This window comes from Wolbachia endosymbiont of Trichogramma kaykai (genome assembly GCF_045765165.1).
Lineage (GTDB): Bacteria > Pseudomonadota > Alphaproteobacteria > Rickettsiales > Anaplasmataceae > Wolbachia.
Map to the genome: position 1 here is coordinate 343091 of NZ_JBJJXK010000004.1, position 21325 is coordinate 364415.

Consider the following 21325-nt stretch of genomic DNA (forward strand, 5'->3'; position numbering starts at 1 on the left):
ATTAAGTGTGATTATGTAATATTTTGCTTACATTGACAAAATTATCGAATGTTAAATCAGGCTTAAAAACCAACTCAGGTATAAATCGCAAATCAACATAACACAATATAGATTTACGTATTGACCATGCAGATTGGTTCATTTCACTAACAACAGTGCTGATATCAGCATTATCATTTTGGATGTTTAATGAAGATAACACAATATATACATCTGCTTTCTGCAAATCTTTGCTTAGCTTTACATCAGATACTACTACTTTTTGATTAAGAACATTACCTTCCATTAAGACTTTTGATATTGCCCTATGTAATACCGATGCTACCTTTAGGTTTCTAATTTCCTTTTTCATATTCAACTACTATAACGCCCTTTCTTCTTGCACTAATTGATAAGCTTCCAAAATATCTCCAACTTTAATATCGATATTACCCTCTAGCGATATTCCGCATTCAAAGTTTACACCTACTTCTTTAACGTCATCTTTAAATCTACGTAGTGCTTTTAACTTTCCTTCATGCACCAATTTGCTGCCACGTACTACCTTAATTAAAGAATCTTTTTTTATAACTCCATCAGTGACATAACATCCGATTATATTACCGGCTTTGGATGCATTAAATATTTGCCTTACAGATGCAGAACCAACACGAACCTCTCGTGTAACAGGCTTTAACATTTTAGTTAGATACATCCTCATGTCTTCAATAAGCTCATATATTATATTGTAAGTATGTATTTCTATACCTTTTTGTTTTGCTAATTCTTTTATTTTTGAATCCACTTTTACATTAAAAGCTAAAATTACCGCGCTCGATGCTTCTGCAAGCAGCACATCTGAATCTGTTACTCCTCCTACTGCTTTGTGTAGAATATTTAATTTCACTTGGTCTTTACCAAGCTTATCAATTGAGCTTGATATTGCTTCAATAGAACCAGTGACATCGCACTTTAAAACTACAGATAGTTCTTCTGTTTCACTATCATTACGACTGAATATATCTAAATTATTGTCGTCTAAATCTTCTTTCTTTTTCTTGATTAATTCTAACCTGTATTCAACAATTTCACGAGCCTGCTTTTCAGAGTTTACAACAACAAATTTATCTCCAGAATTTGGTACACCATTTAAACCAGTAACTTCAACTGGAGTAGAAGGTAGTGCCGCTTTTTCTCTTTGACCAAGATGATTAATCATACTGCGTACTTTGCTATATGTTGTACCAACTATCAATATGTCACCAATCTTTAATGTTCCTTCTTCAACTATTAATGTAGCTGATATTCCTTTAGCTTTATCTATTTTCGACTCTATCACCCATCCAAGTGCTCGACAATCCTCTATTCCTTCTAGCGCCATTAATTCAGCAATTAATAAAATTGCCTCTTCTAGTTTATCTAAGTTGATTTTCTTTTTTGCTGATACTGGCACAATTATAACATCACCACCAAGTTCTTCGGGGATGAGGTCATACTGAGGCAAACTATTAATTATTCTTTCTACATCGCCAGGTTGTGATTTATCAATTTTATTAATGGCAACTATAATAGAGACATTTGCTGCTTTTGCATGGTTTATTGCTTCAATTGTTTGTTTCATTATTCCATCATCAGCTGCAACTACTATCACAACTATATTAGTAATATTGGCACCACGTGCACGCATTGCAGTAAACGCCTCATGCCCTGGTGTATCAATGAAAGTAATTTTTTGCTTATTTTTTGTCGTTAATTGATAAGCACCTATATGTTGAGTGATGCCACCTGACTCTCTTTCTGCAACATTAGATTCACGAAATGCATCGAGCAATGATGTTTTACCATGATCCACATGTCCCATAAAAGTAACGATAGGTGGTTTTGGTTTTTTAGGTAAGTTTTCTCTTTTGCTTATGAAGAGTAAATTCTTTTCTTTATCAGCATCACTCACTCGTTTAGCTGTATGACTAAATTTTTTTGCTATTTCGCATGCTATATCTGGATCTACTAGATCATCTACTCTATAGCTCTCCCCAACTTCTTCTTTGAGCATTTTTAGCACACTCTTGCTATCTTCTGCCATACGAATAGATAACTCCCTGATAGTTATTTTGTCTGGTATAATAACTTCCCTTGATATATTTTTACCCTTAGTAGACTTTGATTGTTTACTTCTTATACCAAATTTTTGCCTAAACACAGGGAGGTGTTCATTTCTTTCATCTATTGCCTGTGTAATTACTAGCTTAGAATGCTTAGAATATATATCTTTGCTAGCTTTGAAAGACTTTTTATCATTGTTCTCATATTCAATACTATCTTCTTTTTGTTCAACTGAGTTAGTATTACTTAAAACTTCCTTATTTATTTCTTTAGGTACAGAGTGTGATTCATTTTTATCTTCAGCTTCTTGATTACTTTCTTCTTTTTTTATTTTCTCTTCTTGTTCTCTCTGATTCCTTTCTTTCAGCAAAGTAGCATTCTGTACAGCATTAATGCGAGAAATTTGTTCTTTTTTAGTTAAAGAGCCTAATTTACTCTCGTCAAATAAACTATATTCTTCTGCAGAATGAATTTTTCTTCTTTTTTTTACTATTGTAGTACCAGTACTTTGACTGTCTAAAGAGTTTAAATTAATATCTAATTTAAGCTTGCTTAAGCCTTGTAGGGTTAATTTTTTATTACTGATATCTTCATTATTCATATTGTTTTTATATTAATCCAAGCTTTTTACGTGCTTCTATGATTATTAAATCTGCTGTATCTTTTAGATTTTCTTTATTATTAGTTGAGGAAGAGATTATGCTGCAAAATTCATAATTTGATAAATCTGCTATGTCCTCTAAAGTTTTAATATTATGTTTACTAAGAGCAATTTTATTATCTATTGATAAGGCTAAGTTGATTACATCGTCTTCCATACCTAAATTTTTCAGCTCTTCTATTTTTCTATCATTCTCTGCTTTCAGGTAATTATTTGCCCTATTATGAAGTTCATTTGCAATATCTTCATTGAAGCCCTCTATTGAAGCAAGTTCCTTAATTGAAGTGTTAGATATATCTTCTACACTTGAAAAACCTTCTGTTACCAATAATTGGCCCATAATCTCTTCTAAGTTTAAAGCTTCAGCAAATAAAACTGAACATTGACTAAATTCTTTATTTCTTCTTTCTGATTCTTGCTGAGTGCTTAATATCTCAATTTTCCATCCAACAAGCTCTGAAGCTAATCTTACATTCTGACCCTTTTTTCCTATAGCTAAACTCAATTGATCTTCAGCAACTATTAACTCTATACAATTTTCATTTTCGTCAATAATGACCTTTGATACTTCTGCAGGAGTAATGGCTTTAATAACAAATTGACCCAAATCTGATGAGTAATGTACGACGTCGATTTTTTCACCGTTTAATTCTTGTATAATAGTTTTTATTCTATCTCCTTTAACTCCAACGCAAGCACCTACTGGATCGATATTCTTATCAGATGAAAAAACAGCAACTTTAGATCTTGAACCAGCGTCTCTAGCTATACCTTTAATTGTTATCAATCCGTCAGCAACTTCTGGTACTTCTTGATTCAATAATGCCTCTAAAAAGCCTTCATGAGTCCTAGAAAGAATGATTTGACGTCCATCGTCAGAGCGCTTAACAGCTTGTATGTAAGCTTTAACCTTATCACCTTCACGAAATGACTCACCACCAATTAAGTTTCGTAAAGGGAGGTATGCTCCAATTCCGTTTATGTCTATAATAAGATCTGAATATTCTACTTGTTTAACGATGCCATACCTCATTTCTCCTACCTTATCTTTAAATTCCTCATATTGCTTTTTTAACTCTTCATTTTTGATTATTTCAGAAATCTTTTGCTGGGCAATTCTTGCTGAAACAAGATCAGTGTTAAGAGAAATCAACTCACTAATAGTATCTCCAACTTTTGCATCTTCTTCTATTAACTTAGCTTGTGTCAGCTTAATTAAGTCACACTCACTTTCATTTGATTCATCATTAATGACTTTTAGTTGTCTATATGAGGTAACTTTGCCTGTGTTTCTATCTATATTAACTACAATTTTACTTTTGCTACCATACTTTTGTTGAGCTACTGCTTCGATAGCACTTTTAAGTGCATTTATTATAATATTAAAATCTAAACCTTTTTGAAGTGAGAGCTCCCCCGCTGTTTTTATTACATCAAGGCTTCCAACTATGTTATTTTTGTTGCTTTTCTGCTTAACACTGCTTTTACGACTAGCAATCATACAAATAAATCCAATTTAATTAGTTATAGTTATAGCTTCAACAGGTAAAGAACGCTACCCCAAATCTTAAATGATTGCTAATTTAAGTCAAGTTTTTTCATGTCTTTGTATGATAAGCAATGCCGGAGTAAAGAATAAAGTTAGGACCGTTGCAGCCAATATTCCACTTGCTATGGTTGCTGAAATATCAACCCACCACTGGCTTGACGGAGCATCATATGTGATTTGTAGCTAAAAAAACTGATATTTAACCTAGTAATCATCGGTATTAAACCAAGAACTGTAGTTGCAACGGTAAGTATTATTGGCCTGATGCGAGAAATTGAAGCGTTTATTATACATTGCTTAATGTTATTTTTGTGCACCTTAATTTTCTGATGAAAGGCATCAAGCAATAGTATATTATTATTCACTATAATTCCTGCTAAAGCAATTATCCCCACTCCACACATGACAATTACAAAAACTTTCTGAATAAGAAAGAAAATGAAAAATACACATGTTGTTGATAAAAACACCGCTGTCATTACGATAAATGTATAGTATATGTTGTTAAACTGTGCCACTAGCACCAATATCATCAATGTAATTGCTAATACAAAAGCCTTTAATAAAAATGCTCCTGATTTTTGTTGATCTTCCTTGTCACCTTTGAAATCAATCTTTACTCCTTTACTACAGTCTTGAGTAATCGAATTTTGAATGAACTTAACTCTTTCATCAACAAGATAGCCAGTATCAACGTCAGCAGAGATTGTTACTGTGCGTGATCCATCAATCCTACTTAGTTTGTTTTCCTTTTTTTCGGGAACGTATTTTACTATGCTACTCATAGAATATGGTCCATTTGCTGTATTAATAAAAAGGTTATCTATAGTTTTCATGTTGCGATTCTTTCTGGGAAAGCGTAGTACAATATCAATTTCTTCATCTGCGTTATTTGGTCTATATTTTCCAATTAATACTCCATTTGTAACCATCTTTATAGAATCACCGATGGTTGCAACACTTACTCCAGAGCTTGTAGCCTTACTCTTATCAATACTCATATTCCACTCTATTTCAGGTGATGATCTACTATCTTGAATATTTATAAATCCAGATGAAGGTTGGTCCATAATTTTTAGGATTTTCTCTGCTACTGAATTCAAGTTGGATGCACTTCCTCTTAAGTTAATTTGTATTGGCTTGTCAGCTGATGGTCCTGACTTTTGTTCCTGTACATCAATTATTACCCCTTTTATGTTTTGTACACTACTCCTTATGTCATTTAGTATTTGCTTAGCTTTGCGCCTGCAGCGCCAATCTACAAGTTCCAATTGAATTTTGGCAATAACGTTGTCTGAAAATTTTCCTGATCGAGCATAAAAAACATAAATTTCTTTTTTAACACCCAAAATATGTTCTTCTACTTTCTTAAGTATCAAATCTCGTTCTTTGGCTGATAAGCTTTCTTTTACTTTAACGCTGATTAAAATGTTATCTGAATCTACATTCGGAAAGAACTTTAATCCAGGACCAAAAGTAAAATATAATATACTAGATAAAAATAAAACAAATACAACAACACATACAAATTTTTTGGGGTGATCTAAGACTTTCTCTAACATACGTACATAAGTACTTATTATAAGCCCAGTATTTTTTACCTCACCACTTTCTATAGCACTCATTCTTATTATTTCTTTTTTTGAAGTTATTGAAGGTTCACCAAATATTGCACCAAGTGTTGGTATAAAAACCAAAGCCATAATTAGCGATCCAGTTAAAGTTAGAATTATTGTAATTGGTATGTACTGCATAAATTTACCGACTGTATCGGGCCAGAGTAACAGAGGGAAAAACACTGATAATTTAGTTAATGTTGATGATAAAACTGGATAGAACATATCATGAACTGAGGTGCAAAAGGCTTCTACTTTATCCATGCCACAAATCATCTTTCTATCAGCATATTCGCTGATTACAATTGCATCATCAACCAGCATCCTAACTGCCATAATTAGACTGAAGAGCACAACTATATTTAGAGTAATACCCATTAGGTAAAGAGCCATTATTCCTATGAGAAAGGAGCCAGGTATTGATAGTGCAACAAGAATAGCAGCCCTTTTTCCCATAAAGAGCATTATTATGGTTAGTATTAGTAATACGGCAAATATTATGCCATTTTCCAAGTCTTCAAGCACATCACGTACATTTTTTGACTGGTCATTCAAATAAACTACTTTTAAATTTTCAGGTAATTGATCTTTTGCTTTGTCCATTAAGTATTTTACTTGATTTACCGTGTCTATTATGTTTTTTCCATTACGTTTTGAAATTTCTAGTACAATGCTAGGTAGTCCATTAATACGAGCAAATCCTTGGTGATCTTCAAACCCAAAGTATACTTTTGCTATATCTTTGATTCTCAAAACTGCATCACTTTGAGATCTAATAGGAATATTCATAATATTTTCCATGTCTTTTAATAACCCTGATATTTTAATCGAATATTTACCGGTATCATTTTCTAGTGATCCAGCTCCTACCAATCTGTTGTTGTTTGATATAGCTTGAAATATCTCATTTGATTGAATGTTATATTTTGTTAGAACTGTGGGTTCAATTATAACTTCCACTGTTTCTTTACGCATACCTGCCACTTCAACTTTAAGAACATTTGGCAGAGATTCTATTTCTTTCTTTAGTTTGAGTGCTATTTCAGTTAAAGCTCTTTCCGGCAAATTACCAATCAAGCCAACGTTTAGTATAGGAAATAAGCTCAAGTTTATTTCATTGATTATCGGAGATTCTGCTTCAATAGGTAATTTTGATTTTATATTTAAAAGCTTTGAACGGACGTTATCAAGTACTTCTTTGTTATCATATTCTGTACCAAACTTAATTATCATGTGAGCACCGTCATTAGTTGCAATTGCCTTTAGCTCTCTCACGCCCTCAATGGACCTTAGTTCATTTTCTATTGGGAATAGCTAATAACTTTCACTATCCTCGACAGAAATACCAGGAAACCCAACAAATACGCTAATTATAGGAATCTGTATATCAGGATTGCTTTCTCTTGGCATCTTTATATGAGTGTATGAGCCGAAGGTAAAAATCACGATAAGCAATAATATTACTGTTCTATTTATCTCTACAAGTAAGCTTTTCATGCCAAACACCATGCGTATTTATATCATATTATGTCTAAGATAAATTATATATTAATTAATCCTTACATATATTTATGTAGATGATAAAAATTTTTATAGCTTTGCAAGCGTGAGAAAATTTCTATATAATATGACTTTAGTATGGTGTTTGAGGGATTATTATGGTAGCAGTTTTAAGTGTGACAGAAGGCAAGAATAAAGTGATCGTATCTGGGTTGGTTGGTGTTTCATCAACTTTAGTATTTTTGACAGTGATTCACATTGCTGCAAAGATAGCCATTATAGTTACTGCTGCTGCAGTTACTTATGCATTACTTTCATTGCTTAATAAATCAGGACCTAAGTCTGTTAAAACTGATGATATGTCAGAAGATGAAGGGTATAGCAGTTTTGATGAAGGTGAAGAAAAAGATACCGTAAAAGAACCAAAAAGAACTGAAACTGAGCTAGAAGAAGGATTAAAAAATAAAAGAGCAGAAGAAGAAATGAAAAATGGACTACCTAAACGTATGGATTTCAAAGGTAATTCACTTTCTAAAAGTGCTGATACTACAGATAGTCATTTCGTTTCTAGTGCTACAAATATTGTCATAGAATCTTTATCTAAACACATGGATGCATTTGGTAATCCACTTCCTGAGCAGCCAACGATCGTTTCTAGTGCTACAAATATTGTTATGGAACCTTTATCTAAACACATGGATGCATTTGGTAATCCACTTCCTGAGCAGCCACCGAGCAACCTTACCAATATAGGGCTTGAATCATCTAAAAGTACGCAGAAAATATCTGCTGCAGACTGGCTATTACAGCATGGGAATACAAATAATGATGTGAGGAAAGTGCTAGGATTGACAATTATCTCAAAGGAGTTTAATGGGTTAGGGTTTAATAGGTAGTTGCTATATCAAACTCTCCATCTTATATTGAGGATCGGATGCAATGCCATATACTCTATTTGGCGGAGCAATTTTGTTCTCTATACCAAAAACTATACCTTCAATTATTGCTGTGAGTACTTTTTCAAGATTACAATCTGCTCCAGGAACACGGTGCTCTAGGCGGCATCTTTTGGAATCGTTGCCAAAATAGGGAATTCTTATCGCAGCAGTTCTGTTATTCACTCCCCAACTAATCGTAGTTGGAGTGTGAATATCTGGGTACTGAAATCTTAAATATGAATCATCATTTGGAGCAAAGAATAGCATATGTTTTTTCATCATTGCACATAATCCACCTATGCTGTGAATAAGGTGGTCACTGTATTTTTGCCTATTGCCATAAAATAAGTTATGATTATTTGAATCCATGAGGCTAACATGTACATTTAGTGCGCTGCCTGCTCTATCCAAATAAGGTTTTGCTTTAAAAGAAACATTACCCCCAAGTTTTTGTCCTACTTCAGTAAGCAATTGTTTTGCCAACTCAAAATGCATAATTAAATTATCAGAGCTCGTATAACAGTCACTTTTTATCTCATATTGGTTTAAAGAACTCTCTTTCTCACAAAAAAATCCAAGAGAAGCTATTTTATTTTTGATGCTATTCAGAAATAAATATTCTTTTTTTATTCCCTCAGTGTAAAACTCCAGTTCAATACCGAATACAGTATTATGACTCAAATTACTTAATATAATCACAAATTTACTTCAATAAATTTATACTAAATCAGCTGTATTTATACAGTACTTTACTTATTTATCAGTCAATTTAATATCTTGTTTATACATAATATATTACTATTTTTTAATAACATACTTCTAATCCTTGGTACAAGCGACATTTACAAATTGATTGTTTTTATTTCAAAAAAAATGATCAATTTTAGTGCTTTTATACTCTTTACAACTCATCAAAAAATCTACATAATTTTAGGTGTGTATTAAGTAGTGTTAGCTTTTTATCTTACAGTAAGCTGTTGATTATCTTGCATCTTTCTGATTATTGTTCTTTCTTGGTGTGGTATATGAACTTAACTAACCCTAAGGTTTCTACTGTGTTTTTTGATCAGATTATTACAGTAACGGACCACAATGTTACTTGGGAAAAAATCCAAAATTATCTCCATAATCTCTATGGAGAAGCAACATATAACAGCTGGCTGAGTTCACTAAGATTTATCAGCAATAGAAATGGAGAAGTTTTGTTGTCTGTGCCAACAAGATTTATAAAGGAGTGGATTACAGTTCACTACATGGAAAAAATATTATCATTATGGCAAAGCGAAGATCAAAGTGTATGTTCTATTGATATTCAATTAATTGAAGAAAGAAATTCAAATTCTAATACGATACCAAAAAATAGAGAGGAAAATAATCATAATCTTGGTTCACCACTAGATACCAGATTCACTTTTGATAATTTTGTGGTAGGAAAGTCAAATGAGTTAGCATTTACAGCGGCAAAGCGTGTAGCGGAATCTATAGATCCAATATCAGGAAGCAACCCTTTATTTCTATATGGTGGAGTGGGACTTGGTAAAACACATTTAATGCATGCTATAGCTTGGTACATAGTCAATTCTCCCTCAGCAAAAAGAAAAGTGGTATATTTATCAGCAGAGAAATTTATGTATCAATATATTACGGCGCTGCGGAGCAAAGATATTATGTTATTTAAAGAGCAATTTAGATCAGTAGATGTATTGATGGTAGATGATGTGCAATTTATCAGTGGTAAAGATAGTACACAAGAAGAATTTTTTCACACTTTCAATGCGTTGATAGACCAAAATAAGCAATTGGTTATATCAGCTGATAGGTCTCCTAGTGATCTCGATGGAGTAGAAGAAAGAATAAAATCGCGACTTGGTTGGGGATTAGTTGCAGATATTAATGAAACAACTTTTGAATTAAGACTTGGTATATTGCAGGCGAAAGTGGAACGAATGAATATGTATGTTCCAAAGGATGTCCTAGAATTTTTGGCAAGGAATATAAAATCCAATATAAGAGAACTAGAAGGAGCATTAAATAAGGTTGCTCATACCTCTTTAATTGGAAGAAGCATGACAGTAGAATCAGCTAGTGAGACCCTGATTGATCTTCTTAGGTCAAATCATAGGTCAATCACAATAGAAGAAATACAGAGAAAAATAGCTGAATTTTTCAGTATAAAGGTTGCAGATATGCAATCTAATAGAAGGCTTCGCAGTCTTGCGAGGCCGAGACAAATAGCTATGTATTTCGCAAAGAAGTTTACACAAAAAAGTTTACCAGATATTGGAAGAAATTTTGGTGGTAGAGATCATGCTACTGTTATACATGCAGTCAAACAAGTGGAAAATTTCATAAGAAATGACCCAAAATTTGCTGATGAAATCAATCGATTAAAAAAGATGTTTAAGTAGCACTTTATTAATGACAACCAGGCTGTTTTCATTTTTTTGATCAAATATCTTTTTCAAGTAGATTAAGTAAATCAAAGATCATTATCAATATAAGCTAAAAGAAAATAGCTAGTCGATTGCTTAAAAAGTGTATAAAATCACAATTTAAGTAGGAAATATGGCAATTAGACTTATTCCAGATAATCTTGATATAAGATTTAGTAAATATAGAAATTTGACAGCACTTGTTAGCGTTATTCTTATCATTTTTTCAATGCTTGCTTTTATGCTGCGTGGGATGAATTTGGGTATAGACTTTACAGGTGGAATTTTGATAGAGATAAAATCTTCAAGCAAGGATGATGCTATTCTCAGTATATTAAAAGAGAGTGGATTTACGATACAGAGTTCAAAAGCTGGTGATAACTTAGTTGTGCGGTTTAAAGATGAGGGAGATGAAGATAAAATTAAAAAGGTTAAAAGTATATTAGAGAGCAAATTAGGTAATTTGGTAACTTATCGTAAAATAGATTATGTTGGTCCACAAATAGGCTCAACGCAGATATTTGAAGGGATATCAGCCATGTTAATTGCAATTATTGGAATATTTTTTTATGTTTGGTTTAGATTTAACTGGCAGTGTGGACTTGGTGGAATAATGGCACTGATCCATGATGTGATTTTAACTCTTGGCTTTATCAGTTTAACGAGTATTGAGTTTAATATTTCATCAGTTGCAGCTCTCCTTACCGTGATTGGCTACTCAATCAATAACTCAGTGGTTATATATGATCGGATTCGAGAGTATCAAAAAAGTGGAAAAAATGCAAAAATAGGTGAAGTAGTTGATGCCAGCATTAATTCGACGCTATTTCGCACTATGTTAACTTCAGGTACTACTCTTCTTGCCGCTCTTCCATTAGTGCTGATTTGTACAGGTGTGGTCAGAGACTTCTGCTTAATCATTTCTTTTGGCATTGCAATCGGCACCTGTTCCGCAATATTTATCTCTGCTCCTATATTGACCTGCAGAGCGTTGATAAGTAGAGTATAGAACGTTTAACTACGATATAATATTAGCTTGTTATCCCTAATAGTGAAATGAAAATATCTCAAAAAGCTCATACCAAGTAATGAATGGGACATAGAGTGAGTATTAACACTAGCGTGCACATCATTAATTAAAAAATTTCCTATTTTAATTTGAGGTATTTGAACCACTTCAGCTTTTATTTGACCTTTTGCAGTTTCATATATTTTAAAGTCTTGAATGTTTTGTAAGTTAATACCAGCATGTAACGCATCTTTTTTTGATAGAACAATATCAGTTGCTCCGGTATCAAGCAAAAACGTTATATTACGATTATTGACTTGAGCTTGAATATAAAAGTGTCCATCGTATGACTTTGTAAATTCAATACTTCTGCCATTTTGAACCCTTCCTTTGTACGGTAGAAAAGTGCTCAGAAACCTATTGCTTAGTTTATCCCCTTGTGAATCAATAAACATTGCAGTAATGACTATTATCAGTAGCCAAATAACTAGATTTTTTGCTGCATTCATATTATTAAAATTTGAAGCCATAAGAGTGAATTTTTAAGATTAGCGTTAAAAGCTATTATTTAAAATAGGTAAATTTTATTGTTTTAGTACAATATTTAATATATAACTTAAGTAGATATGTTCGATTGAATTTCATGTCAGAAGCAAAAAATTTAATTTTAGCGATAATTCTTTCTATATTGATTATAGTATTATGGCATATTATTTATGATAATTTTCTTAACACGAGCCAAAGCCAACCATCGGTTGAAAATATTGAACATATCGAATCTTCTAACGACCTTGCTCCTGTGGTATACCAAAATCGTTCTGAAATTATTAATTCTACTAGAGAACAGAGAGTTAATTTAACCAATAACATGCTTGAAGGATCAATTTCTCTGAAAGGTGCAAGGTTTGATGACCTAATCCTAACTAACTACCACTTAGAACCTAGTTCTTCTTCTCCACAAGTGGTATTACTGTCACCTGCAGAATCAAAAGATGTATATTTCGCAGAATTTGGGTGGATCGATCCGAATGAAAAAATTAAAGTTCCAGATTCTAAAACATTATGGCAAGCGGATAAGCTCAATCAAAAAGAGGTCAATTTATTTTGGGATAATGAAAATGGCATTTTATTTAGAATGAAAATTAGCCTTGACGATAACTATATGTTTAAAGTTGAGCAAATTATTGAAAACAATACAAAAGATAATGTAGTTTTGGTTCCCTATGGTAAAATCAATCGTAAACGTGATAATATTAACGAATCCTATTGGATATCACATGAAGGAGTACTAGGTGCATTTAACAATAAGCTAGAGGAGTGGACATATAAGAGTATTTCTAAGAAGCGTTTAATAAAGGCAAGCACGAGTGGAAAAAGTTGGTTTGGTTTTGCTGATAAATACTGGCTTACAGCCATCGTACCTGAGAAATCAGATAAAATAAATGTGAGCATTAAACACACGAATGTTAATAACATTGATAAGTTTCAAGCAGATTTTGTTAGACCTTACATACACATACTCCCTGGTACAAGTGCTTCTACTCTGAACTACTTTTTTGCTGGTGCAAAGAAATTGAATTTACTTGATTCTTATAAAGACACTCTCAATATACCTTTGTTTGATAAGGCTGTAGATTTTGGTGTTCTTTATTTTATAACCAAGCCGGTGTTTTTACTGCTTGAATATTTTAACTTTGTTTTGAAAAATTTTGGCTTAGCAATATTATTGTTAACTTTAGTAATCAAACTTTTGATGCTTCCCTTATCTAATAGATCATATATTTCGATGTTCAAGGTGAAAAGCCTGCAGCCTGAATTAACTCGTATAAAAGAGTTATACAAAAATGACAGCTTAAAGCAGCACAAAGAGACAATTGCGTTGTTCAAGAGAAATAATGTAAATCCAATGTCGAGCATTTTCCCTATGCTCATACAAATACCAGTATTTTTTGCCCTTTATAAAGTATTATTTGTTACTATAGAGATGAGACACGCCCCTTTTTATTTATGGATTAAGGATCTTTCAGCTTCTGATCCAACAAACATTTTTACATTATTTGGTTTGTTTAATTATAACTTTCCTATTTCTATAGGCATTTTACCTATAATTTTCGGCGCTACCATGATAATTCAGCAGAAGCTAAGTGAGAAAGATCAAACCAGTAAAGATGATATTCAAGTAAATGTTATGAAGTTTTTACCTTACATTTCTGTCTTTATTTTTTCTTCTTTTCCTGCCGGCCTAGTAATATATTGGATATTTAGTAATATTATAACTCTGGTTCAACAATCATTGATAAAGTTGCTTTTAACAAGAAAAGTGGGGATGAATGTCGAAAATACTAATAGTTAATTCAATTTACCACACTGAAATAGCGAACCTTTTGCTTGAAGGTGTAGTTGATAGATTAAAAGAAAGTCATGCAAGCTATGACATAATTGAAGTTCCTGGTGCATTTGAGATACCAGCTACAATTCTCTTTGCAGTAAAAAGCAAGAATGCTAATTATGACGGTTATTTAGCTCTTGGGTGCGTGATTAGCGGTGAAACTGATCATTATAAATATGTTTGTAAAGGAGTAATAAAAGGCTTAAATGAAGTTATTATGCATTATGCAATACCCCTTGGTATGGGCGTAATTACCACTGACAGCAAAGATAAAGCACTAATTAGAGCTGACAAAAATAAAAAGAACGTTGGTGGCCATGCAGCCTCAACTGTTTTGCATATGATAGATCTACACGATAAATTAAAATAATGGAGGAAAAACCAGTAGATAAAAAGTGGCGCATAAAAAGAAGTACGGCAAGATTTCTTGCTGTACAAATTGCTTATTCAAATATTTTTGTAAGTTACAACAAAAGCACTTTTAAATTGGAAAATTGTGAGCTTAAGGACTACATAAGTACGTTGAAAGATATATTTGAATGTGAAGAATTTGAACATCAGTTCTTAGAAAACTTGTTATGTAAGGTTATAAAAAGCAGTGAAGAATATGATAAAATAATAGAGTCTTATTTACACCCAAGCTGGTCACTTTCACGATTAAATCTTATAAGCTTATCTATTTTGCGTATTGCAGTATGTGAGTTAATTGATTTTGATACACCAGCACCAATTGTTATTAATGAATATACTAACATTGCATCTGATTTACTTGATGCTCCAAACAAAATTGGCTTTATTAATGGGTTGTTAGATAAGGTAAAGGATGCAGTCAGACTAAATAAAAATCCTTAGTAACTTCTCGTAAGGTATTCGTTCAGTAGGGTGACAAAATAAGATAGAAAAGACAGCTATAGAAGTAAATGGTGTTATCCAATATGATGGCAGTGCTCCTTTTTCTGTCATCCCAGTGCTTGACACTGGGATCGAGATTGCAAGTAATGCATTCGGTTTGGTAAATATGGATTTTGCGTTATAGAATGAAACACTTTTGGTAAATTTATCAAGAAAACTGGATCCCAGTGTCAAGCACTGGGATGACACCACTTTTGCTTCGATATTTACACATTAGTCATGCATCTGAATGGATACTTTGAGACAGATTCTATAATAAGCTTAAATAACTAAAACTAAAAAATGAAGGGCAGACTTATTTAGTCTACCCCTTCTATACTTAGTTGGATAATGATCTTTCTTCCTCTTGTTGCTCAATTCCTGGTGATTTAATAATTGAGCTTGGCACAAGTCTAATGATGAGTTCTTTAGGACCATAATAATCCATCATTGTTATCCATTCCTTACTTGTAGCAGTAATGTAGTAACTGTTACTTTCTAAGCTAAAATCTATAAGATACTCATCGAGGATAACACTGCCATCTTGATTCTTATTTTGGTTGTGTTTTTTGATATACTCAAAATCTTCATTTTTTACTTTCACAAATAGATCTCCTTTATTACTTCTAATAACAATGTTCGGAGTTTTAGGCTCAGATATTTTATTGTTTTTGATGATGGAATATATTGCTAAACCAACCAGTGCAACGGCAACAAATGCTAAAACACTTATTCCAAGTGGTGTAGCTGCAAAAACTGCAAGTGGCGCTAAAAGCGAAGTTGAAGACACTCAATACGGTGTTGAAAGTACTGCTGCTGTGCCTATAACATACAGAGAAGTAAGCGCTACAAGTGCAATGTTCGTTTTGTGACGGTCGTTTTTTAAAATTGACATAATTTCCTCTTAAAATAAGTTAATAATATATTAATATTATATATCAAAAAATCAATATAGTCAACTCACATATAATGAACTACCTACCGCTTGAGCCAAAGCCCCCTTCATTGCGGACGGTTTCTTCTGTGTAGAATTCTTCTCTGTCATCCCAAATTACTTGAGATACAGGAGTAATAAGGATTTGTGCGATTCTATCTCCTCTTTTTATTTCATATGGTTGATTACTTAGATTGATTAGGCAAACTTTAACTTCACCTCGATAATCGGAGTCTATAGTACCCGGAGAATTTAAGACAGTGATTCCATGTTTTGCAGCAAGTCCAGAACGTGGGCGAACTTGCCCTTCAAAACCGTTTGGTATTGCAATTACAATGCCAGTTGGAATAAGTAACCTTTCAAGTGGATTTAAAATAATAGAGTCGTCCAATGCAGCATAAAGATCCATACCAGCACTCTGCATAGTTGCATAACAGGGAAGAGGCAGGCTTTCGCCATGTAATAACTTTTTTATTTCTACTTTAATTTTATCTCTTTGCATTTTTATTAACTAGTTATGAAAATTTGATTGTAGCATGTAAATTATGCCTGTAAAAGATAAGAAAACTACTTGACAAGTTTTTCAGCTTCCTTACCATAAAATTGAAACTATTTTATTTACTTCAATCTATGCAGATTAAACGACAAGAGTATTATACAGTTGGCCTCTTATAAATATTTGCGCTATGTGCACTTTATGTCCTCACAATAATTTCTAGGTTTTTACCTAATATAAGCTGAAGCGGGCTCATAAAATGTTTAAATACAGTATAGAACGCCAATTTGTAGGATTAGAGAGTAACAACTGGCTAACGCTTTTGCCTTTTTTTATTAGTAAATTTCTTAATGTTTATACAGAGGGTGTCATTCCAGCGCGTGACGCTGGTTCCTGGATCTCAGTGTCTGTGCACTGGGATGAGAAAAAAAAGGGCTACTTGAATGACATACTTGAATTTACGCTATAAAGTGAACCGGTTTGGTGTGCTGCTGTTGTTTGCAGTATTGTAGTGCTAATTTTACTTCGGTAGTCTTTGTTATTGTCATTATAATTACAAGAATAGTTGAGGCCAATTAATATGAAAACTTTTACGAAAAATTTTAAAGGTAAGGAAAGAAAGCTAGAAGAGTTCAATGAGAAAGTAGAAGACATATCAGCTGTAGCTCAAGATAAGTTTGCACATGAACTTGAAAATATCGCATATGAAAGTGTGCAGAAATTTTGCAGTCTACTTGCTAAAGAAATAAACTCCACTTTCAATGACACTCATTCTCAGAATGTCAATCTACTAAAATCCTGCTTAGTAAACCTGATCAATAAAAAGGAGAAACAGCGTTAATACGTTCTCTTCTCAATATACTTGTACGATAGAGTTGCTGCTGCAATTTAATATTAAGTGATAACTAAAATAAGTAAGATTTTTTATGGATAAGTCTTACTTATTTTAGCTATATATAGAAAAGGAGGGTTGTTATGTCAACAAGACTGAAGTATCCAATCATAAACATACAACGTAAGTCTAAGCCTAAATCTTTTCCAGTAACTTTAGGAGAGGTTAAATCTTTTTTACGAATTGAAAATGATCAAGATGATAAGTTGACTTCAAGTTTTATTTTTATGGCAAATGATTATGCTCAGTGGCATATGGAAAAGTCTCTAGTAAAGCAAACGTGGCAAGTTTCATATGAAGGTTATATACCTCGTAGAATCTATTTAAGCTATGGTCCTGTGAATAAAATAATATTGGCTACTGATAAGAATAGAAAACTTAGTTATTATTTTCGTGATATAGGAAGCTATATTGAATTTTCAATTATTTGAGCATAATTAAGAGCTGACGTTTTATATGAAGCTGGTTATGATAGTGTTCCTGAGCAAATAAAGCTAGGTATTATGCAGCACGTTTCTGCTCTCTATAAAAATAGTGAATCAGAAGTAAGTAGCCATTTATCTGAAGTGAAGAAGGTGTATTCTCCATTTCGCGAACCAAAGGTTGTTTTGTACCTACAAATTGCAATCTTCGTAACCGTATCTGTGAGATGGAAAAAATTCAAATTATAAATGAGTTGTATAATAGTATTTATGAAGAATTAAAAGCAAACTCTGATTTAAAGAAATATGTTACTAACATGTATGATTACCTGCCTAAGCAGGTTACTATTCCTTATCTGAGATTGAGCATAGTAAATTATATTAACCTGCATATGCTATCTAACTTTGCTACAAAAGTAAGATTTTCATGCGACATATATACTTATCATATAAGCAGCATGCTTGCTGCTATAAAGCATGTTAGCTTGGTGGTAAAGAGCATTAGTAGTGAGACCATTTTGGAAAGTAATTGTGCTATAAATCAGCATGATGAAGTTTTACATTCAACAATTAATTTTGATATTTTAATACAGGGAGGTAGCGATGAGCAAATTACAGCTGAAAATTAAAGGTCATGACAATAATTTTGTCGTGCTGAATAATATACGAAACTTAAGGTTTACTTTGCGTAATAACAAAGAAGAGATGAAAGATATTTCCTCTTTTGGCTGGAGAAAAGTGCTTGATTGTGCTGGAAGTAGAAAGATTACAATAAAAATTAATGGCATTTTAAATTCAGTATTGGCTGATGAATTATTGCGTAATTCTGCAATGTTAAACTCTAATAATGATTATGAGATTAGTTTCAATGCTAAGGAGAAGATAAAACTCAGGTATTCGGTTGAATTGTATGAGAGATATTACGATCCTGCCACTTTTGACAGCTTCACTGTAGTTTTAGTCAGTGCTGAAGTTGTGAACACTTTTCATTAGTGTTAATTTAATTTTTTCATATACAATAATAAGTGGGAATGCATTAAAAAAAATTATGAACGATGAGGATCTTTTCGAAGAAGCCGATGATAATGTTGAAGAGAATAGCGATGACAGAAGAGAAAGGAATTTGAAGAATGAAAATCAGCTTGAAGAGCAGTGCAAAGAGTATTTAAAACCTTTCGAGGATATTTTAAGTCAAATTGATGAAGGAGTTGATAATTTAGATAGTTATGAAAGGACTATGCAAGTAAAGCGAAGTATAGATAGGCTCATAGAAACCTTATATAGCCAAGCAGCATCTGAGGATATTGATGTTGAACTTGAAACCACAAAACACACTCGCGATAAATCAGAGTCCAAGAAAAGAGTTCTGGAAAAGAGAAAGAAACAACTGATGGAAGAGATCTTAAGTTTTCAACAACAAAAGGAGCTAATGAATAGTAGGGAAAAACATGAAGTAGCAAGTGATGGGGATGTTCAGAAGGCAAAAGCACGAGTGAAGTCTTCAATTAGGGGGGTGTTGTTTTCAGTTATTGCTCATAGAATGGATCCAAGAAGGAGGGCAGGGGAAACTGCTGATGACAATGAAAAGCAAGCTCGTATGTACGGTAGAGAAGCAGTTGGTGGAGTTTTAGGTGGATTGTTCAAGGCGTTTTTAACTGCAGTTGCTGCTGTTGTGCGCGAAATTGCTAAACCACTTCAACATATGAACACACAAGAGACGTCTTTTGCAAAACAAGTTGCAGAAAGCAGAAACCAGGATTCACAAAAAGGTCGATCTGTGTAGTTCAAAGTATAATTTCAAAAAAAAATTTTGAAATCGTATGCACTAAACAATGTCTATGCAACGCAAATTACAACAAACGCAGTAGCATAATCTTGATCATCACTTAGAGAAAGGTGTATCTTGTAGTCTTTCGAGATGAAATCCTTTGTCATAGCAAGATGTGGTTTTCCCCTGATATTACCGTATATTTCTATATCTTTCATTATAATTCCTTGGCTGAATCCAGTGCCTAGCGCTTTAACAAAAGCTTCCTTTGCAGCAAAGCGTTTAGCAAAATATTTTGCTCTTACTTCTTGGCTATTATATTTTTTGCTTATCTCTATCTCCTTCTTAGTATAGACTTTATTGAGAAATTTTTCCCCGTATTTTTGTGATATTCTCAATATTCTGGGTATATATACTATGTCAGTGCCAATACCGTATATCATTTTGCGCTAAAACGATTTATTGCTTCTTCAACTTGTATTTCCTCTACCTCTCCAGTTGCCCTATTTTTTACTTCAACTATATTTGAAGTTACTGCTTTCTTTCCAATAATTATTTGCCACGGCAAGCCTACCAGATCCATTCTGGCAAATTTCACTCCTACACTTTCGTCCGTATCATCATAAAGCACTTCATCGCTTTTCAAAGCTTTGTATATTTTATCTGCAGCCTCTGTTACTTTCGTTTGTAAACTGATCAAACCAACTTTAAAAGGAGCTACTGCCTCTGGCCAGATAATCCCTTTATCATCATGGAAAGCTTCTATTATTGCGCCAACAAGCCTTGAAACTCCGATGCCATATGAACCCATATGTATGTTAACATTTTTTCCATCTTGAGAAGTAACACTTGCCTTCATAGGTTTTGAATATTTATCACCAAAATAAAAAATATGCCCTATTTCAATACCCTTGCTAACATTTAACTGTTCTTGCGGTATAGGACAAATTTTAGGATCATGCATATCGTCTGCAACTATATATATGGTCTTCAGGCTTTCAATATCTTCACTCTCTAGCAGTTCAGAAAATTTATTGTCATAATATAAAGTGCTCTCACCGGTGCTTGCCAATATATGAAATTCATGACTTAAATTTCCTCCAATTGGTCCTGTATCTGCCCTCACTCCAATTGGAGTAAGTCCCATGCGTTTGAAGATTTTTATGTAAGTTTTATACATCAAATTATATGAATTCAGTGCACCTTCGTAATCTACATCAAAACTGTATGCATCCTTCATCAGAAATTCCCTGCCTCTCATAACGCCATAACGAGGTCTTACTTCGTCACGAAACTTCCACTGAATTTGATATAAACAAAGTGGCAAATCTTTGTAACTTTTTACTGTATTTCTAATCAAATCAGTTACCACTTCTTCATGTGTTGGACCAAAAAGCATATCGCTTTCATGCCTGTCTTTAATACGCAGCATTTCTTTGCCGTAATCATCGTAACGTCCTGACTCTTGCCAAAGACTTGCTGGCTGCACACAAGGCATCAACACTTCAATAGCACCAATTTCATCTCTGATAATATTTTCAATATTTTTAAGTACCAAAAGGCCAAGAGGTAACCAAGAATAAATTCCAGATGCTGTCTGCTTGATTAAGCCCGCACGTAACAAATATTGATGAGAAATAATTTCAGCACCAGAAGGGGTTTCTTTTAAAGTTGGCAGGTAATATTGAGATAAGCGCATTTGATAAATCTGATTGTACTGAGTAATCCTAATACAATTAGACTCAT

The 21325-nt window shown here is 33.1% G+C and carries 23 protein-coding genes and 1 pseudogene; 12 read left to right on the forward strand and 12 right to left on the reverse strand.

Features of this window, described 5'->3' with window-relative positions; genetic code table 11:
- Position 1: 1 nt before the first annotated feature.
- The 5 genes from wTKK_RS05805 to wTKK_RS05825 form a co-directional block, all read right to left on the reverse strand.
- A complete protein-coding gene (locus tag wTKK_RS05805) occupies positions 2 to 352 on the reverse strand; it encodes a ribosome-binding factor A (RefSeq protein WP_407512675.1) in 351 nt (116 codons plus the stop codon).
- Positions 353 to 361: 9 nt separating this feature from the next.
- Positions 362 to 2683, reverse strand: coding sequence for a translation initiation factor IF-2 (infB, locus tag wTKK_RS05810; RefSeq protein WP_407512676.1), 2322 nt, complete (start codon positions 2681 to 2683; stop codon positions 362 to 364).
- A 7-nt stretch (positions 2684 to 2690) separates the two neighbouring features.
- Positions 2691 to 4244, reverse strand: a complete 1554-nt coding sequence (gene nusA, locus wTKK_RS05815) for a transcription termination factor NusA (protein ID WP_407512677.1) — start codon at positions 4242 to 4244, stop codon at positions 2691 to 2693.
- A 170-nt stretch (positions 4245 to 4414) separates the two neighbouring features.
- On the reverse strand, positions 4415 to 7183 hold the full coding sequence (locus wTKK_RS05820; protein ID WP_407512678.1) for an efflux RND transporter permease subunit: 2769 nt from the start codon (positions 7181 to 7183) through the stop codon (positions 4415 to 4417).
- Positions 7184 to 7222: 39 nt separating this feature from the next.
- Positions 7223 to 7405, reverse strand: a complete 183-nt coding sequence (locus wTKK_RS05825) for a hypothetical protein (RefSeq protein ID WP_407512680.1) — start codon at positions 7403 to 7405, stop codon at positions 7223 to 7225.
- Between the two features lie 161 nt (positions 7406 to 7566).
- Between wTKK_RS05825 and wTKK_RS05830 the strand changes: the two genes are divergently transcribed.
- Positions 7567 to 8304 (forward strand): hypothetical protein, encoded by a 738-nt coding sequence (locus tag wTKK_RS05830; protein ID WP_407512681.1) that lies wholly within the window; start codon positions 7567 to 7569, stop codon positions 8302 to 8304.
- Positions 8305 to 8307: 3 nt separating this feature from the next.
- Here wTKK_RS05830 and wTKK_RS05835 read toward each other — a convergent pair whose 3' ends face one another.
- Positions 8308 to 9045 carry a type I glutamate--ammonia ligase gene (locus wTKK_RS05835; protein ID WP_407512682.1) on the reverse strand — a complete coding sequence of 246 codons (738 nt, stop codon included), beginning with the start codon at positions 9043 to 9045 and terminating at the stop codon, positions 8308 to 8310.
- 326 nt (positions 9046 to 9371) lie between these two features.
- Between wTKK_RS05835 and dnaA the strand changes: the two genes are divergently transcribed.
- Together dnaA and secF are read left to right on the forward strand one after the other, a co-directional pair.
- Complete coding sequence (gene dnaA / locus wTKK_RS05840) at positions 9372 to 10754, forward strand: chromosomal replication initiator protein DnaA (protein ID WP_407512683.1); 1383 nt, start codon at positions 9372 to 9374, stop codon at positions 10752 to 10754.
- Between the two features lie 157 nt (positions 10755 to 10911).
- Positions 10912 to 11787, forward strand: a complete 876-nt coding sequence (gene secF, locus wTKK_RS05845) for a protein translocase subunit SecF (RefSeq protein ID WP_407512684.1) — start codon at positions 10912 to 10914, stop codon at positions 11785 to 11787.
- 5 nt (positions 11788 to 11792) lie between these two features.
- On the opposite strand, the gene wTKK_RS05850 is transcribed toward secF, so the two are convergent.
- Positions 11793 to 12317 (reverse strand): TIGR02281 family clan AA aspartic protease, encoded by a 525-nt coding sequence (locus wTKK_RS05850; RefSeq protein ID WP_407512685.1) that lies wholly within the window; start codon positions 12315 to 12317, stop codon positions 11793 to 11795.
- Between the two features lie 113 nt (positions 12318 to 12430).
- Between wTKK_RS05850 and yidC the strand changes: the two genes are divergently transcribed.
- The 3 genes from yidC to nusB are packed head-to-tail and all read left to right on the forward strand — an operon-like array spanning position 12431 to position 15028.
- Positions 12431 to 14140: a membrane protein insertase YidC gene (gene yidC, locus wTKK_RS05855; protein WP_407512687.1), complete on the forward strand. Its 1710-nt coding sequence runs from the start codon at positions 12431 to 12433 to the stop codon at positions 14138 to 14140.
- Positions 14118 to 14546 (forward strand): 6,7-dimethyl-8-ribityllumazine synthase, encoded by a 429-nt coding sequence (locus tag wTKK_RS05860; protein WP_407512688.1) that lies wholly within the window; start codon positions 14118 to 14120, stop codon positions 14544 to 14546. Before yidC ends, wTKK_RS05860 begins: the two co-directional genes overlap by 23 nt.
- Positions 14546 to 15028, forward strand: coding sequence for a transcription antitermination factor NusB (gene nusB / locus wTKK_RS05865; protein WP_006014794.1), 483 nt, complete (start codon positions 14546 to 14548; stop codon positions 15026 to 15028). The genes wTKK_RS05860 and nusB overlap by 1 nt, the downstream gene beginning before the upstream one ends.
- Here nusB and wTKK_RS05870 read toward each other — a convergent pair.
- From wTKK_RS05870 to dut, 3 genes are all read right to left on the reverse strand, one after another.
- Complete coding sequence (locus tag wTKK_RS05870; protein WP_407512689.1) at positions 15011 to 15262, reverse strand: hypothetical protein; 252 nt, start codon at positions 15260 to 15262, stop codon at positions 15011 to 15013. The genes nusB and wTKK_RS05870 overlap by 18 nt on opposite strands.
- A gap of 145 nt (positions 15263 to 15407) precedes the next feature.
- Positions 15408 to 15857, reverse strand: a complete 450-nt coding sequence (locus wTKK_RS05880; RefSeq protein ID WP_407512691.1) for a DUF1206 domain-containing protein — start codon at positions 15855 to 15857, stop codon at positions 15408 to 15410.
- A 184-nt stretch (positions 15858 to 16041) separates the two neighbouring features.
- Positions 16042 to 16503, reverse strand: coding sequence for a dUTP diphosphatase (gene dut, locus wTKK_RS05885; RefSeq protein WP_407512693.1), 462 nt, complete (start codon positions 16501 to 16503; stop codon positions 16042 to 16044).
- A gap of 253 nt (positions 16504 to 16756) precedes the next feature.
- On the opposite strand from dut, the gene wTKK_RS05890 reads away from it, so the two are divergent.
- The 6 genes and pseudogenes from wTKK_RS05890 to wTKK_RS05915 all read left to right on the forward strand — a co-directional run bounded on the left by wTKK_RS05890 (position 16757) and on the right by wTKK_RS05915 (position 19594).
- Positions 16757 to 16966, forward strand: coding sequence for a hypothetical protein (locus wTKK_RS05890; RefSeq protein WP_407512694.1), 210 nt, complete (start codon positions 16757 to 16759; stop codon positions 16964 to 16966).
- Positions 16967 to 17077: 111 nt separating this feature from the next.
- Positions 17078 to 17370: pseudogene (locus tag wTKK_RS05895) on the forward strand (hypothetical protein).
- A 102-nt stretch (positions 17371 to 17472) separates the two neighbouring features.
- Positions 17473 to 17820, forward strand: a complete 348-nt coding sequence (locus tag wTKK_RS05900) for a head-tail connector protein (RefSeq protein ID WP_407512695.1) — start codon at positions 17473 to 17475, stop codon at positions 17818 to 17820.
- 218 nt (positions 17821 to 18038) lie between these two features.
- Positions 18039 to 18440: a DUF3168 domain-containing protein gene (locus wTKK_RS05905; protein ID WP_407512696.1), complete on the forward strand. Its 402-nt coding sequence runs from the start codon at positions 18039 to 18041 to the stop codon at positions 18438 to 18440.
- Complete coding sequence (locus wTKK_RS05910; RefSeq protein WP_407512697.1) at positions 18415 to 18804, forward strand: phage tail tube protein; 390 nt, start codon at positions 18415 to 18417, stop codon at positions 18802 to 18804. The genes wTKK_RS05905 and wTKK_RS05910 overlap by 26 nt, the downstream gene beginning before the upstream one ends.
- A 55-nt stretch (positions 18805 to 18859) precedes the next feature.
- Positions 18860 to 19594 carry a hypothetical protein gene (locus tag wTKK_RS05915; RefSeq protein ID WP_407512699.1) on the forward strand — a complete coding sequence of 245 codons (735 nt, stop codon included), beginning with the start codon at positions 18860 to 18862 and terminating at the stop codon, positions 19592 to 19594.
- 53 nt (positions 19595 to 19647) lie between these two features.
- On the opposite strand, the gene wTKK_RS05920 is transcribed toward wTKK_RS05915, so the two are convergent.
- Together wTKK_RS05920 and proS are read right to left on the reverse strand one after the other, a co-directional pair.
- On the reverse strand, positions 19648 to 20022 hold the full coding sequence (locus wTKK_RS05920; protein ID WP_407512700.1) for a holo-[acyl-carrier-protein] synthase: 375 nt from the start codon (positions 20020 to 20022) through the stop codon (positions 19648 to 19650).
- Positions 20019 to 21278: a proline--tRNA ligase gene (gene proS, locus wTKK_RS05925; protein ID WP_407512701.1), complete on the reverse strand. Its 1260-nt coding sequence runs from the start codon at positions 21276 to 21278 to the stop codon at positions 20019 to 20021. Before proS ends, wTKK_RS05920 begins: the two co-directional genes overlap by 4 nt.
- Positions 21279 to 21325 lie beyond the last annotated feature (47 nt).

What these genes read in the sequence shown, in the direction of transcription:
- wTKK_RS05825 (WP_407512680.1), bottom strand. Translation starts at nt 7,405, where the DNA reads ATGAAAAGCTTACTTGTAGAGATAAATAGAACAGTAATATTATTGCTT.
- wTKK_RS05905 (WP_407512696.1), top strand. Translation starts at nt 18,039, where the DNA reads ATGGAAAAAATTCAAATTATAAATGAGTTGTATAATAGTATTTATGAA.
- yidC (WP_407512687.1), top strand. Translation starts at nt 12,431, where the DNA reads ATGTCAGAAGCAAAAAATTTAATTTTAGCGATAATTCTTTCTATATTG.
- dut (WP_407512693.1), bottom strand. Translation starts at nt 16,503, where the DNA reads ATGCAAAGAGATAAAATTAAAGTAGAAATAAAAAAGTTATTACATGGC.
- nusA (WP_407512677.1), bottom strand. Translation starts at nt 4,244, where the DNA reads ATGATTGCTAGTCGTAAAAGCAGTGTTAAGCAGAAAAGCAACAAAAAT.
- nusB (WP_006014794.1), top strand. Translation starts at nt 14,546, where the DNA reads ATGGAGGAAAAACCAGTAGATAAAAAGTGGCGCATAAAAAGAAGTACG.
- wTKK_RS05920 (WP_407512700.1), bottom strand. Translation starts at nt 20,022, where the DNA reads ATGATATACGGTATTGGCACTGACATAGTATATATACCCAGAATATTG.
- wTKK_RS05860 (WP_407512688.1), top strand. Translation starts at nt 14,118, where the DNA reads ATGTCGAAAATACTAATAGTTAATTCAATTTACCACACTGAAATAGCG.
- secF (WP_407512684.1), top strand. Translation starts at nt 10,912, where the DNA reads ATGGCAATTAGACTTATTCCAGATAATCTTGATATAAGATTTAGTAAA.
- infB (WP_407512676.1), bottom strand. Translation starts at nt 2,683, where the DNA reads ATGAATAATGAAGATATCAGTAATAAAAAATTAACCCTACAAGGCTTA.
- wTKK_RS05805 (WP_407512675.1), bottom strand. Translation starts at nt 352, where the DNA reads ATGAAAAAGGAAATTAGAAACCTAAAGGTAGCATCGGTATTACATAGG.
- wTKK_RS05830 (WP_407512681.1), top strand. Translation starts at nt 7,567, where the DNA reads ATGGTAGCAGTTTTAAGTGTGACAGAAGGCAAGAATAAAGTGATCGTA.
- wTKK_RS05915 (WP_407512699.1), top strand. Translation starts at nt 18,860, where the DNA reads ATGAACGATGAGGATCTTTTCGAAGAAGCCGATGATAATGTTGAAGAG.
- dnaA (WP_407512683.1), top strand. Translation starts at nt 9,372, where the DNA reads ATGAACTTAACTAACCCTAAGGTTTCTACTGTGTTTTTTGATCAGATT.
- wTKK_RS05910 (WP_407512697.1), top strand. Translation starts at nt 18,415, where the DNA reads ATGAGCAAATTACAGCTGAAAATTAAAGGTCATGACAATAATTTTGTC.
- proS (WP_407512701.1), bottom strand. Translation starts at nt 21,278, where the DNA reads ATGCGCTTATCTCAATATTACCTGCCAACTTTAAAAGAAACCCCTTCT.
- wTKK_RS05850 (WP_407512685.1), bottom strand. Translation starts at nt 12,317, where the DNA reads ATGGCTTCAAATTTTAATAATATGAATGCAGCAAAAAATCTAGTTATT.
- wTKK_RS05890 (WP_407512694.1), top strand. Translation starts at nt 16,757, where the DNA reads ATGTTTAAATACAGTATAGAACGCCAATTTGTAGGATTAGAGAGTAAC.
- wTKK_RS05900 (WP_407512695.1), top strand. Translation starts at nt 17,473, where the DNA reads ATGTCAACAAGACTGAAGTATCCAATCATAAACATACAACGTAAGTCT.